Genomic DNA, 13,852 nt, shown 5'->3' on the forward strand with positions numbered 1-13,852 from the left:
ACTTACGTCCGTGGCTTCGTCCCAGCAGCCGCCTTCTTCTTCTTTTTGGCCTGGTTGTAATCGATGGCGGCACGGACGAGGTCTTTCAGGGCGCCCTCGTCGAGCTTTTCGCCCTCGAACATGTCGATTGCCCGCCACACCTTGCCGCCAAAACCGTTGTTGAACAGCTTGTCGGGGTCCGGCAGGCTGGCGCCATGGGAAAAGGTCAGCTTCACCTTGTCTTTGTGGGCGTTGCCGACCACGATGTTGCCGTCGAGGCACCATACCGGGCTGCCCATCCACTTCCACTCCTCGACGATGTCCGGGTCGGCTGCAAGGATGGTCTTGCGGATGCGGGCGAGCGTCTCGCCGCGCCAGTCCGAGAGGCCAGCGATCAATTGGTCGATTTGTTGCGAGGGGGTCATTGGGTGCCTTCCTGTGCCTCGACGCGTTCAACCGCTGCCTGTCACCAGCGCGTCAGTTGGGTGATCTGAACGAGATTGCCGCAGCTGTCGTTCAGCTGGACGATGGTCGAACCGGTCACCTCGGTCGGCGGCATGGTGAACGCGCCGCCCTTCGCCTTGATGCGCTCGTAGTCGCCCTTGACGTCGTCGGTGAAGAACATGATCGCGGGCTGGCCCTGCTCGAAGATGGCTTCCTGATAGGCCTTGGCGGCCGGGTTGTCGTTGAGCGCGAGTTGCAGCTCGGTTCCATCAGGCTCGTCGGCTGAGATCACTGTCAGCCAGCGAAAAGGCCCGTTGCTGAAATCGGCTTTTTTGGCGAGGCCCAGCACGTCGGTGTAGAAGCGCAGTGCGTTTTCCTGGTTGTCCACATACACGCTGGTCAGCTTGATCTTCATCGCTCTTTCTCCTGTGTGTTATTCGGCCGTTACGGGATCCAGCCGGGCTGCGCGGCCGCCTGCTTGACCCAGTCCGCCATCCGCGCCTCGTCGAACTGGTCTTCGCGGATGTCGATCCAGCGCACATCCTTGCTCTTTGCCGTGCCGCCTGGTGGGATCGGCTGCAATGAGATGCCACTGAAAAAGGTCACCTTCAAATAGTGGGTGAAGACATGAAACGACACGAACCAGCCCTGGCCTTCGATGCCGTAGAAGGGCGAGTTCCATCGCACGGCTTTGCGGACGTCCGGCACGTTGCGCTCGATGAGCGCGTCGAGGCGTTCGCCCAGGCCGCGCTTCCAACCCGGCATCGCAGCGATATAGGCCTGCACCGGGGCGTCACCATCGCCCTTGGCGATTTGCGGGTTGCCGCCCGAGAGCAGCACTGGCGCAGCCTTGGTCAATTGACCCTGTGTCTTGACCATTCTACCCACTCCTATCCGCGCGCACGCTGCGCGCCGCGTCCCTTGGCGGCATAGGGCAGCACGAACATGTACAGGCCGCTGAACAGCAGCAGGAAGAGCGGCAGGAGCGGCGAGTAGACCACCCAGGCGGGAGGCTGCCCGAATGCCATGGTGGCGAAGTTGGCGATGACGGTCAGCGTAAAGATGATCGACAGCCAGCGATGAATTTGCCGAACCCACATGTTCCAGTCCAATAGTTCCTCCTGTCAAAACAGCCGACGCGGACCACCGATCCGCACCGGCGGGTTTCAATCTATCCGCGCCAGGACTTGACTCAGATTTGCAAGGTACTGCCGCCACCCGCTCGTCGCGCCCCGGTACGCCTGCTCCTGATCCGGCCGGAAGCCGGACTGTTCCATGCGCAACCGGGTGCCCGTGCTGGTCGGCAGGAGAGTCCAGGTGACGACACTCTCAAGGCCATAGGCCTGCCACGTGTAGGACAGTGTCTTGTTCAGCTCGACGGCTGTTACCTGACAGTCGACAACGATGCTCACGTCAAGTTGCGGTTCCTTTCGCAGCTTGAAACGGTGGTCCACGACTGGCTGGAAGTCGTTCTTCATCAACCATTCCTCGATGAGATGCGGCTGGGTCAGCGCGCGCCAGATTTTTTCCGGCGGATAGGGGATCTCACGTTCGACGATGACGGAGCGCGTTTCGGTCGCGATGTTGGTCATTGGTCCATTCTTTTGAGCAAATTTTCGAGATCATCGAACCGGCTCTGCCAGAACGCATTCATCTGGTTCGTCCAGTCGGTCAGCGGGGAAAGTGCTGCGAGCTGGGCGCTATAATGGGTCTGCCGTCCTTGATGGCGGTCACGCACGAGCCCGGCCTGCCTGAGCACGCCGAGATGCTTCGACACCGCCGGCTGCGAGACCCCCGACTGAGCCGTCAGGGCACCGACCGTCTGCTCGCCTTGCCGGCACAGGCGCTCGAAGATCGCACGACGCGTCGGATCGGAGAGCGTTCTGAAGAGGACGTCGTGAGCGTTGTTCATTTTGGATCGATAACCCGGTGGCTATTGATTGACGTATAACCGCCGAGATATGGATGTGTCAAGCGGGGTGCCGGCGGTCACGATCCGGCGGTTTCCAAAAAAATCTTTCCATTGCCCCAAGGATTAGCCATTAGCCTTCGTCCAACAGGCAAATGATGGCGATGATGCTGGATGAGAGCGAAGCCTCCGACGCCGAACTGATCGGGCGGGCGAAGGGCGGAGACAGGGGGGCCTTCAGCACATTGCTGGAAAGGCACTATGACTTCGTCTATCGCGCTGCCTATCGCTGGTGCGGCAGGAAGGCCGATGCCGAAGACATAGCCCAGGAAGTCTGCGTCAGGCTGGGCAAGGCGATCCGCGACTATCGCGGCGGCGGCGCCTTCACCACATGGCTCTATTCCGTGACCCTGAACGCCGCGCGCGACATGATGCGCAAATCCGCCCGCGAGACAGTCAAGACAGAGGCCTATGGCGTCCATGCACTGATCTCGGGCGAGGCGTCGATCGAACCGGAAGACCCCGCCGAAGCGCTATGGGCCGCGGTGCGGCAATTGCCGGACAAGCAGCGCGACGCCGTGCTTTTGGTCTATGGCGAAGGATTGAGCCACGCGGCCGCCGCCGAGGCGATGGCGATCTCGGAGACGACGGTTTCCTGGCACATCCATGAAGCGAAGAAACGGCTGAAGACGCTGATGCGCGCGGCCGGGGAAGTGTGACCATGGTCGACGACAATGAACTCAACAGACTGCGCGATATCGCAGCACTGGCGCCCGCCAAGGATGCCAAGGCACGTGCCTTCGAGGCCGCCCTGCGCGCCTATGATCAGGAAAATATTTCTGCTGTCTCCCAAGGATCGGTTGGCGGGCTTCGTCTCACAGAGCGAGCACAAAAGCTCTGGAGCGAGATCATGCAAAAGAAACTCATTGCCACGCCGGCTCTTGCCGGGCTCGTCGCCCTGCCGATCGCCGGATACGCCACCTTCCATCTGCTGAGGGAACAGCCGCCCAAATTCGGCGGCGACGAGAAGATCACCGAGACGCTGGCCGACAAGCCGACGACGGTGAAGCCGACGACCGCCGAGCCGAAGCGCGGCGAGTTGGAGAAGGACAAGAAGGCGGACGCCGATGTGGAAAGCCGCGACGCCACCGATGCGCTTGTGGCGCCGGCCTCGCCGCAGAAATCCGAATCGACCGTTGCTGGGGGCGCTGCACAACAAAATGCGCTGGAGCGCGGTGTGCTGGCCGAGCCTGCGCCACCGGCACCGACAGGTGAATTCGCACTGGATGGCGCTGCAAGTGTACCCAGTACCTCGCGAGCCCGCATGGCGGCGGAGTCGAAGCTGATGGCGCCGCAGCAGCCGGCCATGGCGCCGGCCGACCAGATGCTGCCGCAGGAGGAAAATCGCGACCGTATCGAGGATTTCAAGACCAATCCGGTGCATGCGGCACTCGAGGACCCGGTCTCGACCTTCTCGATCGACGTCGACACGGCCTCCTATTCCTTCGTGCGCAGTTCGCTGAAGCAAGGCACTCTGCCGCAAGCCGATACTGTTCGCGTCGAGGAGATGATCAATTACTTCCCCTATGACTGGAAGGGGCCGGACTCCGCCTCGACGCCGTTCAACTCGACCGTCAGCGTCATGCCGACGCCGTGGAACACGCAGACCAGGCTGATGCATGTCGCCATCAAGGGTTTTGACGTCAAGCCGACCGAGCAGCCGAAGGCCAATCTGGTGTTCCTGATCGATGTCTCGGGCTCGATGGACGAGCCGGACAAGCTGCCGCTGCTCAAATCGGCCTTCCGGCTGCTGGTCAGCAAGCTGAAGGCCGACGACACCATTTCGATCGTCACCTATGCCGGTGACGCCGGCACAGTCCTGGAGCCGACCAAGGCGTCCGAAAAGGACAAGATCCTCAGCGCCATCGACAATCTGACGCCCGGCGGCAGCACGGCCGGTGAGGCGGGCATCAAGGAAGCCTACAGGCTGGCGCAAAAATCCTTCGTCAAGGACGGCGTCAACCGGGTGATGCTCGCCACCGACGGCGACTTCAATGTCGGCCAGACCGATGACGACGACCTTAAGCGGCTGATCGAAAGCGAGCGCAAGAGCGGTGTCTTCCTGTCGGTGTTCGGCTTCGGCCGCGGCAATCTGAACGACCAGATGATGCAGACCATCGCGCAGAACGGCAACGGCACCGCCGCCTATATCGATACGCTGGCCGAGGCCGAAAAGGTGCTGGTCGAGGATGCTTCGTCGACGTTGTTCACTATCGCAAAGGACGTGAAGATCCAGGTCGAGTTCAACCCGAACAAGGTCTCGGAATATCGCCTGATCGGCTACGAGACCCGCGCCTTGAACCGCGAGGATTTCAACAATGACCGCGTCGATGCCGGCGACATTGGTTCGGGCCATTCCGTTACCGCGATCTATGAAATCACGCCAAAGGGCAGCGGCGGCGAGCAGATCGATCCGCTGCGCTACGGCCAGGCGTCGGTGGACAATGGCGGCGTCGCCAACGCGGACGAATATGCCTTCGTCAAGATCCGCTACAAGCTGCCGAATGAAGACGTCTCGAAGCTGATCACCACGCCGGTGACCTCGGCCAACGAGATTTCGTCCTTCGACCAGGCCAGCGCCGATCAGCGCTTCTCCGTCGCGGTTGCCGCCTTCGGCCAGAAGCTGCGCGACGAGGATGCGACCGCGAAGTTTGGCTACGACAAGATCATGGAGATCGCCACTGCCGCTCGAGGGGCCGACCCGTTTGGGTACAGGTCCGAGTTCCTTTCACTTGTGCGCCTTGCCTCGGCGCTGGGCGGTAACCGGTAGTGGTGATGACGGCCGGTTTCTTTCAGATGGGATCGTTCTGACAGGGGAAACCGACCTACGGGCGGGTGAGGCAGGCCGGCGAGGGAAATCTTGCCGGCCTTTTTTCGCGGATTTTCCGGGTCGTTAAATTGCGCGGCATTTCCGGTACTGGATGGCAACCCTCTCCTTGTTACGCAGGACAGGTGTACTGGGCTTGAGGGAGCCGAAATTGCAGATCAGGACTATCGCCAACTCGATACCCCCAGCGCCAGACGCCTCGGCGGTTTCATCGGCCCCATCATCGGAATCCAGGCGTATCAGTGACGATGTCGCGCAGGCGCGCCATACCGCCCTGTCGGCACTGACCAACGACCGGTTCCGCATCATGCTGGAACAGATCACCGACCCCAGCGCTTCAGGCGCGCTGATGACGATGCGCGGCGACAATGTGGTCGACTTCAAGTCGGCGCAGTCGAGCTACGCCGACAACAGCGAATAGTCGAAAACCGATGGGTCAGGCCCGGCTGCGGCGGCGCTCGCGGCGGGCTTCGCTGGTCTCGGCGGTGTTTTCCGTCGCCACCTTGTTGCGCATCGGACCGATGCGTTCGACGATCGCGGCAACCGTCGGACGATCCGCCCTGGTGTGCGCGTCGAGCGCCTTGCGCATGGCGGCGAGGTGCTGGAACGAGGTGCCGCAGCAGCCGCCGATAATTTTGGCGCCGCCATCGACGGCGAGCCTGACATAGTCGGCCATCAGTTCGGGTGTGCCGGAATAATGGATCTCGGTGCCGCGGAATTCGGGAATGCCGCAATTCCCCTTGACGATCACCGTCGCTTCCGGCTTCGCCTCGGTCATGTCGAGCAGCGAGGCCAGGATGTCGGAGGCGCCGACGCCGCAATTGGCGCCAACGCCGAGCGGCGCCTGCGACAGCCCGTCGGTGACGCCGTGGATATCCTTCGGCAGCAGACCCATCATGGTGCGGCCGGCGGTGTCGAAGGAACCGGTGTAGGTGTAGGGCAAGCCGACGCGGATGGCCGCCTCGGCGGCGGCGCGGATCTCGTCGGGAGCCGACATCGTCTCGATCCAGGCAACTTCGGCGCCGCCGGCCTTGAGACCCTCGATCTGTTCGGCGAAGGCGTCGACCGCCTCGTGATAGGTCATGGCGCCCAGCGGCACCAGCAATTCGCCGGTCGGGCCGACCGAACCGGCGACGATCACCTTGCGGCCGGCTCTGTCGGCGACGGCACGAGCAAGCTCGGCGGCGCGCTTGTTCAGCGCATGCGCGCGGTCCTGCGCATGGTGAAGCTTCAAACGGTGACGGGTGCCGCCGAACGAATTCGTGAGGATGATGTCTGCGCCGGCATCGACGAAATTCTGGTGCAGGCTGGTGATGGTGTCGGGCGCCGTCTCGTTCAGCAGTTCGGGCGCCTCGCCGGCCTCCAGACCCATGGCGAATAGATTGGTGCCGGTGGCGCCATCGGCCAGCAGCACGCCCTTTTCAGCCAGCAGCGCATCGATCGGGTTGGTGGTCGTCATCGGATTGGCTTTCATGTTCGAAGTCGGATAAGGATATAAAGAAGTCTTTATGTGTAGTCAATGAATAGCTAGGACGGATTCGCCCATGCGGCGCCTTGAGCCATGGCGCGGTGGTGATCTTGGCTGCCGAAAATCAGACAGTGCCTGTTGGGAACGACATGCCGGCCAGCCTGTGCGCAAAGCCGGACGCCTCGTGCGCATTGATGTCGGCAGCCCGGATCAGATTGTCGAAATGCTGGATCAGCGTCTGGATCGGCTGGGTGGCGTTGAGCACCAGATACATGTCGCCGACATAGATGGCGGCACGATAGGGGCCGAAGATGGTGTAGGGGATCGAATAGCGCATCCGCCCATCATAGAGAAACAGCCGGAAGGTCGGGTAGAGGTCGTCGAGCAGCGTCGCCATGTGCAGCAACTGGGCGCGCCGGTCGGCTTCGGGGAAACGGTCCCAGACACCCAGCCCGCGGGCGAAGATCTCCAGCGTGTGGCGCGGCATGCAGACTTCCATGTCGGTTTCCGGGCGCCTGTTGTAGTCGATGCGGTATTGCGTTTCTCCGGCCTGCGCCAGGCGGCTCTTGTTGGTGATGCCGGCTTCGTAGTCGACCAGCGCTTCGGTGCGCAGAAGATCGGGAATGCCGGCAGGCACGTAGCGGATCTTGGTGCCGGCCGCCTCGGCATGCCATTTGGCCAGCAGGGTGCGGTCGAAGCCGTCGGGTGCCTCCTCGATCTCCAGGCTCTCGCGGATTTCGCCGGTGAGGCCCTCGTCCTGGCTGAGACCGAGTAGCCAGTCCAGCGACACTTTGAACTCGGCGGCGATGTTGAGCAGCGTTTCGGCGCGGGGCAGGCGGGTCGAGGCGCCGGACAGCAGCTGCGATAGCGCCGAGCGGTCGATGCCGACCGCGGTCGCGAAGGCCGACTGGTTCAGGTCGGAGCGTGTCAAGAGCATTTTCAGGCGTTCGCGGAAGATCGTCGACAGGTCGCGCTTGTCCATGTGCGGGCTCCACCTCGATTGAGGAAAAATTTGCGCCGAATCGCTTCCGAGCGCGCCTCAGGCGTAAATGAATCCCTAAGTCTGTTTACAATGTATAACATGTGCGGCCGAAAATGCGCAATCGCAACAGTTTGTGCACTTTGTCTCGTTGAGTGGAACCATTTCTCCTGACACTATGCTGTCAGGAGCCAATTAGGGTTTCCGGCGACTGAGGGACAGTGGTCGATAGCATGACGAGCAAGAGCATCAGGCGACACAGCGCACCGGCCATCGAGTGGCCGACCGTGGTACTCGCCTTTTTCTGTTACGCAACTTGGCTCGCCACCGGTTTCCTGCTCTGGCCATCCTACCCCGTCCTGGCGCTCGCCATCCTGGCTTTGACCGCCGCACTGCAATCGTCGATCATGCACGAAGTGCTGCACGGGCATCCGACACGCAATGCACGGGTCAACGAAGCCTTCGTGTTCCTGCCGATCGGTCTGGTCTGGCCATTCCGCCGCTTCAAGACCATCCATCTGCGCCACCACGCCGACGAGCGGCTGACCGACCCGTTGGACGATCCAGAGAGTTATTACCAGGCGCTCTGGCAGCATGACGAGCTGCCGCCGACGATGAAATTCCTGCTCAAGATCAACAACACCATGGCCGGCCGCTTCGTGCTCGGCCCGTGGCTGTCCTGCGTCGGCTTCTTCATCGACGACGCCAAGCAGATGTTCGCCGGCGACAAGGCGATCCGCAAGGCGTGGCTGTTGCACGCGATCGGCCTTGCCGTCGTGATGCCGATCGTGCAGTTCGGCTTCGGCATTCCACTGTGGCTTTACATTCTCGTGCCGGTCTGGCTTGGCCAGTCGCTGATCTCGATCCGTACGTTTGCCGAGCATCAATGGTCGGAACATCCGGAAGGCCGCACGGTGATCGTCGAGCGCTCGCCGCTGTCGTTCCTGTTCCTCAACAACAATTTGCACTTCGTCCATCACAAGACCCCGACCGTGGCCTGGTACAAGCTGCCCAAGCTGTTTCGCGACCGCCGTGAAGAATGGCTGCGGATGAACAATGGCTATGCCTATCCGAACTATTTCGCGCTGATCAAAGCCTATGCCTTCAAGGCGAAGGAACCGATCGTGCACCCGGTGCTGCGGCGTCAAGCCGAGCCGGGCAGGGCCTTCAAGCCACGCATCAGGGCGCGCAGCATCAGCGGGCTCGGCAGTGCGCCGGTTCCCGCTGAGCCGCCGAAGGAATGATTCCGGTCTATCCGGAATCCGTGTCGGCCAATTCTGATTGGACGCCGCGTTTTTGCGATCCTTTTCCTAGACATGATGATTTGATATCGGCATGAGTGAATTGGTTGCGGCGTTGCCGATGTATGACTGGCCCGAAATGCGCGGCGAGGTCAACGCGCAATGGGCGCTGCTGCGCGATGCGTTTCGGCAAAAGGGCATCGACGCGCCGGAAACCATCGCGCGTCGCAATGGTGACCTGCCGCCGGTGCCGGGCGGAATTCGTGATGCTGTCGGTGCATTGATCGCACCCGATCCAGCGACATTGCCGCCGGACGAACTCGATTTTCACAGACTGTGGCTGCACCCGGCGCTGCTGTTCGCGCAGACCTGCTGGGGGCCGATGGAACTCGGCCTGTCCAGGCATGTGCAGGTGGTCGCCCAGCCCAGCTACGACGCCTACGAAGGCGGGCAGGGCGAGCTCTATTCCAGCGCCATCGTCATGCTGGCGGATGGCGCGCCGTCGGTTGCCTCGCCCAATGACGGCAGCCCGCTGATCCCACTCGATCGCATCCGCGGCAAGCGCTTCACCTTCAACAGCCTCGATTCGATGTCGGGGTTCCTCGGTTTCACGCGCGACCTGGAGGCGATGGGCGAGAGCCTTGACCTCCTTGCCTCGCGCAGCGAAAGCGGTGGGCACCGTTCCTCGATCGTCGCAATTGCAGAGGGCAAGGCCGATATAGCTGCGATCGACTGCGAGAGCTGGGCGCTGGCGCAGCGTTTCGAGCCGGCGGCGAAAAAGGTGGCGGTCGTCGGCTGGACCGGACGGCGCAAAGGCCTGCCTTACATCACCGCCGCGGTGACGCCGGAAAAGACGGTTGGGGCGTTGCGCGAGGCCCTTGCCGGGCTAGCCGAGCAGCCTCGCATCCAACGGGTAGGTTGAGAGCTGTTCGTTGCCGGTCTCGGTGATCAGGATCTGTTCCTCGATCTTGACGCCTTCGCGCCCGCCAAGCCGGCCGATATAGCTTTCCACGCACAGCACCATGCCCGGTTCCAGCACGCCGTCCGGCGTGTCCGATGTCCAGTCGCTGGCATGCGGTAGTGTCGGATACTCGTCGGCCAGGCCGACGCCATGATAGAGCACGCCGTATCGCGTCGGGAAGCAGTCGCCGGGCGGCACAGCCGAGCGTTCGACAAGGTCGCGGAAAGAGATGCCTGGCTGCATCAGTTCGGTGTTGTGCCCGATCTGATCGGCAGCGATGCGGAACAGGTCGCGCTGTTCGCTGGTCGGCTTCGCATCGCCGCACAGCCATGTCCGCGACAGGTCGGCGCAGAAGCCGTAGGGGCCGATAAGGTCGGTGTCGAAGGCGACGAGGTCGCCTGATACAATCTTGCGTGACGAGCATTCCTGGAACCACGGATTGGTGCGCGGGCCTGACGTCAGCAGCCGCGTCTCGATCCATTCGCCGCCGCGGGCGATGTTGCCGCGGTGCAGTTCCGCCCACAATTCGTTTTCGGAAATCCCCGGCTTCAGCGCCTGTTCCATCTCGCCCATCGCCGCCTCGCAGGCGGCGATGGCGCGGCGCATGGCGAGGATTTCGTCCGGCGATTTGATCAGCCGCGCGTTCTCCATCACCGCTTCGCCATTGCCGATGGAAATGCCGAGGCGAGCCAGCTCCTCGACGCCTTCCGGATTGATATGGTCTACGGCGATGCGGCTGTTGCCGCCGCCATGCTCTTTCACCAGATCGGCTATTCCTGCGGCCCAGCGGCGGACCTTTTGCTCGGTCAGTTCGCCGCCATAAAGATACATCCAGGATACCGCCGGCCGCACTTCGTCGACGACGCCGGAATGGTCGGACAAATGCTCGCAGGAGAAATAGTCGAACAGCACCACCGGCCCTTCGGTGGCGACAAAGCAATGCCGCGTCGGATTGTGCGCCACCCACAGCTGCATGTTGGTCGAGTCGGTGGCGTAGCGGATGTTGACGGGGTCGTAGAGCAGGGCGCCGGCATAGCCGCGCCGCTTTAGCTCGGCGCGGATACGCTCCAGCCGGTATTGACGCATGGCAGGCAGATCGGGCGCGGCAATGCCTGCCGCGGCCCATTCAGCTTCGGCCTGCGCGCCATAGCCCAGCACATGCTGGTTGAGCGAAGCCGCCTTCTGGCGGGAGGCGTCGCGGAGGGCCTCGATCGAGCCTGGCTCGAACGGCATGATCTTGCGATGGCGGCCAAAGCTGCCCTTCGGCCCCGCGCTGTCCATGGTCGAACCTCAGGTCCGCATCTTCTCGCCGCTCGGGTCGAAAGGCGCTTCGACGTTGATGCGGGCCGGCCGGCGGTGTCCGAGGATCTCGATCTCGAACAGGCCCGCGCTTTCGTCCTCGGCAAGAGCCGCCGGCACATAGCCTTGCGCCATCGACTTCCGCACATAATGCGCATAGCCGCCCGACGTGACCCAGCCAACCACGCGCCAGTCGCCGTCGACGATGCCGCGCACGGCGGACGCGCCTTCGGCAGCCTTGGAGCCGCGTATTTCCTTGCCGCCCTTGTCGAAGCGTGGCGCGCCATAGCCATGCGGCTTTTCCACCGTGCCGTAGTCCTTGCTGACCTTGGCCCAGATCGGTTCGTCGCCCATGACGTCGGCGTCGGCGGCATCGACGATGAAGGAGACGCGGCGCAGCTTCGGACCCTCGACCTGTTCCTTGGCGGCAGCCTCGCGGCCGATGAAGTCGTTCTTCTCCAGTTTGATGAAGCGGTCCATCGCCCCTTCGAACGGGCCGTAGATCGGCCGCAACTCGCGGAACCAGGTCGGAAAATTCTTTTCGAGGCGCATGGAGAGCAGCGCGCGCATGCCGAAATCGACAAGGCCGAATTCCTCGCCGGCGTCCTTGATCGCTTTGTAAACCAGGCGCTCGTAGGCCGGCGCCATCCAGATTTCATAGCCGAGGTCGCCGGTGTAGGTGATGCGGTTGACCATGCAGGGCGCCCCGCCGACCGCCATCTCGCGGAAATCCATGAAGCGGAAGGCTTTTGTCGAGACGTCGACATCGACCAGTTTCTGCAGCAAGTCCCGTGATTTCGGCCCGGCGATCGACAGGCCGACCAGGGTCTGGTCGAAGCGGTGGATGCGCACCGTTCCGTCCTTCGGCAGGTGCTTCTCGAACCAGCGCATGTGGTATTTCTGCGCCGCCGACGAGCCCCAGATCATGAAGCGGTCTTCTGCCGCCTTGGCGATGGTGAAGTCGCCGATCAGCTTGCCGAATTCGTTGAGCATCGGCGTCAACACGATGCGGCGGGTCTTCGGCATGCGGTTGGTCATCAGCCGGTTGAGGAAATCCTCGGCCGCGGGTCCCGAGACTTCGTATTTGGCAAAATTGGCGATCTCGGTGACACCGACACGCTCACGCGTGGCGCGCACTTCCTCGCCGATCGGCCCAAAATCGTTGGAGCGGTGGAAGGAGACGATATCCCTGGGTTCCTTGCCTTCAGGTGCGAACCAGAGCGGTGTCTCAAGTCCCCAGCTGTCGCCCATGACGGCGTTGTTGGCCAGCATCGTGTCGTAGAGCGGGGTCGTCTGCGCCGGGCGTGCCGCCGGGAGTTCCTCATTGGGGAAGCGGATGGAGAAGCGGCGCGAATAGTTTTCGCGCACCTTGGCGTTGGTGTAGCGCAGGCCGGCCCATTCGCCGAAGCGGGTGACATCCATGCCCCAGACGTCGAAGCCGGGATCGCCATGGACCATCCAGTTCGACAGCGCCAAGCCGACGCCGCCGCCCTGGCTGAAGCCGGCCATCACGGCGCAGGCGCACCAGAAATTGGTCAGGCCCTGCACCGGGCCGACCAGCGGGTTGCCGTCGAGCGCGAAGGTGAAGGGGCCGTTGATGATCTGCTTGATGCCGGCCTTCTCGATGCCGGGGAAATGCTTGAAGCCGATTTCCAGCGACGGCGCGATGCGGTCGAGGTCGGGCGGCAGCAATTCATGGCCGAAATCCCACGGCGTGTTGACCGGCGACCACGGCTTGCAGGCCTTCTCATAGGTGCCGAGCAGGATGCCGTTGCGCTCCTGGCGGGTGTAGATCTCGCCCTTGAAGTCGAGCACGCCGATCATTTCGCGGCCGGTCGACTTGTTGAACTCCTCGACCTCCGGCATCGGCTCGGTCAAGAGATACATGTGCTCCATGGCCAGAACCGGCAGCTCGACGCCGACCATGCGGCCGATCTCGCGCGCCCACAGGCCGCCGCAGTTGACGACATGCTCGGCCTTCACCGTGCCCTGTTCGGTGACGACGTTCCAGGTGCCGTCGACCTCCTGTGTCAGTTCCACAACGCGGTTGCGCAGCACGATCTCGGCGCCGAGTTTTTTTGCCGCCTTGGAGTAGGCGATGGTGGTGCCCGACGGATCGAGATGGCCTTCCACCGGATCCCACATGGCGCCGACGAAATTGGTCTCGTCCATCAGCGGAAACATCGCCTTGGCTTCGGACGGGGTGATCAGCTCTGTGTCCATGCCGAGATAGCGGCCCTTGGCGTGGGCCAGCCGCAGGAAATCCATGCGCTCTGGCGTATCAGCCATCATCACGCCGCCGGTCAGGTGCAGCGAGCAGGACTGGCCGGATATCTCCTCGATCTCCTTGTAGAGCTGCACCGTATAGGCCTGCAGCTTGGCGACGTTGGGGTCGCCGTTCAGCGTGTGGAAGCCTCCCGCCGCATGCCAGGACGAGCCGGAGGTGAGCTCCGAGCGCTCGATCAGCATGATGTCGGTCCAGCCGGCCTTGGCCAGATGGTAGAGAACCGAGCAGCCGACGACGCCGCCGCCGATGACAACCGCTTTTACGTGAGATTTCATCTAGATAAGTCCGTTTTTGAAGAGATTGAATCGGATGACCCCTCCGGGGGGAGAGGAAGGGCGCCAGCCGGCATAAGCTCGCGCCTTCCCTCTCCGCCGTCGATTGGAGGAGAGGTGTCGAGC

Annotated in this window: 15 protein-coding genes; 5 read left to right on the plus strand and 10 right to left on the minus strand. The window is 62.6% G+C overall.

All coding sequences use genetic code 11. From position 1 onward, the window contains the following. Positions 1-2: 2 nt before the first annotated feature. The 6 genes from NKJ00_RS07725 to NKJ00_RS07750 are packed head-to-tail and all read right to left on the minus strand — an operon-like array spanning position 3 to position 2,335. A complete protein-coding gene (locus NKJ00_RS07725; protein ID WP_023812302.1) occupies positions 3-404 on the minus strand; it encodes a DUF1801 domain-containing protein in 402 nt (133 codons plus the stop codon). A 41-nt stretch (positions 405-445) separates the two neighbouring features. Next, a complete protein-coding gene (locus NKJ00_RS07730) occupies positions 446-838 on the minus strand; it encodes a VOC family protein (protein ID WP_023812301.1) in 393 nt (130 codons plus the stop codon). A gap of 29 nt (positions 839-867) precedes the next feature. Next, positions 868-1,302 (minus strand): DUF1801 domain-containing protein, encoded by a 435-nt coding sequence (locus NKJ00_RS07735; RefSeq protein ID WP_352629347.1) that lies wholly within the window; start codon positions 1,300-1,302, stop codon positions 868-870. Between the two features lie 11 nt (positions 1,303-1,313). Beyond that, on the minus strand, positions 1,314-1,535 hold the full coding sequence (locus NKJ00_RS07740) for a hypothetical protein (RefSeq protein WP_023812299.1): 222 nt from the start codon (positions 1,533-1,535) through the stop codon (positions 1,314-1,316). Positions 1,536-1,589: 54 nt separating this feature from the next. Next, a complete protein-coding gene (locus NKJ00_RS07745) occupies positions 1,590-2,015 on the minus strand; it encodes an SRPBCC family protein (RefSeq protein WP_023812298.1) in 426 nt (141 codons plus the stop codon). Beyond that, a complete protein-coding gene (locus tag NKJ00_RS07750) occupies positions 2,012-2,335 on the minus strand; it encodes an ArsR/SmtB family transcription factor (RefSeq protein ID WP_023812297.1) in 324 nt (107 codons plus the stop codon). The genes NKJ00_RS07745 and NKJ00_RS07750 overlap by 4 nt, the downstream gene beginning before the upstream one ends. Positions 2,336-2,490: 155 nt before the next feature. Between NKJ00_RS07750 and NKJ00_RS07755 the strand changes: the two genes are divergently transcribed. The 3 genes from NKJ00_RS07755 (at position 2,491) to NKJ00_RS07765 (ending at position 5,640) form a co-directional block, all read left to right on the plus strand. Further along, on the plus strand, positions 2,491-3,051 hold the full coding sequence (locus NKJ00_RS07755) for an RNA polymerase sigma factor (protein WP_352609544.1): 561 nt from the start codon (positions 2,491-2,493) through the stop codon (positions 3,049-3,051). A gap of 2 nt (positions 3,052-3,053) precedes the next feature. Continuing rightward, positions 3,054-5,162 (plus strand): YfbK domain-containing protein, encoded by a 2,109-nt coding sequence (locus NKJ00_RS07760; RefSeq protein WP_352609546.1) that lies wholly within the window; start codon positions 3,054-3,056, stop codon positions 5,160-5,162. Between the two features lie 208 nt (positions 5,163-5,370). After that, a complete protein-coding gene (locus tag NKJ00_RS07765) occupies positions 5,371-5,640 on the plus strand; it encodes a hypothetical protein (RefSeq protein ID WP_023812294.1) in 270 nt (89 codons plus the stop codon). Between the two features lie 15 nt (positions 5,641-5,655). On the opposite strand, the gene bmt is transcribed toward NKJ00_RS07765, so the two are convergent. Together bmt and NKJ00_RS07775 are read right to left on the minus strand one after the other, a co-directional pair. Beyond that, on the minus strand, positions 5,656-6,678 hold the full coding sequence (gene bmt / locus NKJ00_RS07770) for a betaine--homocysteine S-methyltransferase (protein ID WP_023812293.1): 1,023 nt from the start codon (positions 6,676-6,678) through the stop codon (positions 5,656-5,658). A 133-nt stretch (positions 6,679-6,811) separates the two neighbouring features. Then, positions 6,812-7,669, minus strand: a complete 858-nt coding sequence (locus tag NKJ00_RS07775; protein ID WP_023812292.1) for a helix-turn-helix domain-containing protein — start codon at positions 7,667-7,669, stop codon at positions 6,812-6,814. 230 nt (positions 7,670-7,899) lie between these two features. On the opposite strand from NKJ00_RS07775, the gene NKJ00_RS07780 reads away from it, so the two are divergent. Next, entirely contained in the window at positions 7,900-8,910 is a 1,011-nt protein-coding gene (locus tag NKJ00_RS07780) for a fatty acid desaturase (protein WP_352609549.1), read from the plus strand. A gap of 91 nt (positions 8,911-9,001) precedes the next feature. Continuing rightward, positions 9,002-9,829 (plus strand): phosphate/phosphite/phosphonate ABC transporter substrate-binding protein, encoded by an 828-nt coding sequence (locus NKJ00_RS07785; protein WP_352609551.1) that lies wholly within the window; start codon positions 9,002-9,004, stop codon positions 9,827-9,829. On the opposite strand, the gene NKJ00_RS07790 is transcribed toward NKJ00_RS07785, so the two are convergent. Beyond that, positions 9,794-11,149, minus strand: a complete 1,356-nt coding sequence (locus NKJ00_RS07790; protein ID WP_352609553.1) for a M24 family metallopeptidase — start codon at positions 11,147-11,149, stop codon at positions 9,794-9,796. The two genes, NKJ00_RS07785 and NKJ00_RS07790, sit on opposite strands and share 36 nt — an antisense overlap. A gap of 9 nt (positions 11,150-11,158) precedes the next feature. After that, entirely contained in the window at positions 11,159-13,729 is a 2,571-nt protein-coding gene (locus tag NKJ00_RS07795) for a GcvT family protein (RefSeq protein WP_352609555.1), read from the minus strand. Positions 13,730-13,852 lie beyond the last annotated feature (123 nt).

The organism is Mesorhizobium sp. M0227 (assembly GCF_040321855.1).
Lineage (GTDB): Bacteria > Pseudomonadota > Alphaproteobacteria > Rhizobiales > Rhizobiaceae > Mesorhizobium.

What these genes read in the sequence shown, in the direction of transcription:
- NKJ00_RS07790 (WP_352609553.1), bottom strand. Translation starts at nt 11,149, where the DNA reads ATGGACAGCGCGGGGCCGAAGGGCAGCTTTGGCCGCCATCGCAAGATC.
- bmt (WP_023812293.1), bottom strand. Translation starts at nt 6,678, where the DNA reads ATGACGACCACCAACCCGATCGATGCGCTGCTGGCTGAAAAGGGCGTG.
- NKJ00_RS07795 (WP_352609555.1), bottom strand. Translation starts at nt 13,729, where the DNA reads ATGAAATCTCACGTAAAAGCGGTTGTCATCGGCGGCGGCGTCGTCGGC.
- NKJ00_RS07785 (WP_352609551.1), top strand. Translation starts at nt 9,002, where the DNA reads ATGAGTGAATTGGTTGCGGCGTTGCCGATGTATGACTGGCCCGAAATG.
- NKJ00_RS07725 (WP_023812302.1), bottom strand. Translation starts at nt 404, where the DNA reads ATGACCCCCTCGCAACAAATCGACCAATTGATCGCTGGCCTCTCGGAC.
- NKJ00_RS07730 (WP_023812301.1), bottom strand. Translation starts at nt 838, where the DNA reads ATGAAGATCAAGCTGACCAGCGTGTATGTGGACAACCAGGAAAACGCA.
- NKJ00_RS07750 (WP_023812297.1), bottom strand. Translation starts at nt 2,335, where the DNA reads ATGAACAACGCTCACGACGTCCTCTTCAGAACGCTCTCCGATCCGACG.
- NKJ00_RS07780 (WP_352609549.1), top strand. Translation starts at nt 7,900, where the DNA reads ATGACGAGCAAGAGCATCAGGCGACACAGCGCACCGGCCATCGAGTGG.
- NKJ00_RS07755 (WP_352609544.1), top strand. Translation starts at nt 2,491, where the DNA reads ATGGCGATGATGCTGGATGAGAGCGAAGCCTCCGACGCCGAACTGATC.
- NKJ00_RS07735 (WP_352629347.1), bottom strand. Translation starts at nt 1,302, where the DNA reads ATGGTCAAGACACAGGGTCAATTGACCAAGGCTGCGCCAGTGCTGCTC.
- NKJ00_RS07760 (WP_352609546.1), top strand. Translation starts at nt 3,054, where the DNA reads ATGGTCGACGACAATGAACTCAACAGACTGCGCGATATCGCAGCACTG.
- NKJ00_RS07745 (WP_023812298.1), bottom strand. Translation starts at nt 2,015, where the DNA reads ATGACCAACATCGCGACCGAAACGCGCTCCGTCATCGTCGAACGTGAG.
- NKJ00_RS07775 (WP_023812292.1), bottom strand. Translation starts at nt 7,669, where the DNA reads ATGGACAAGCGCGACCTGTCGACGATCTTCCGCGAACGCCTGAAAATG.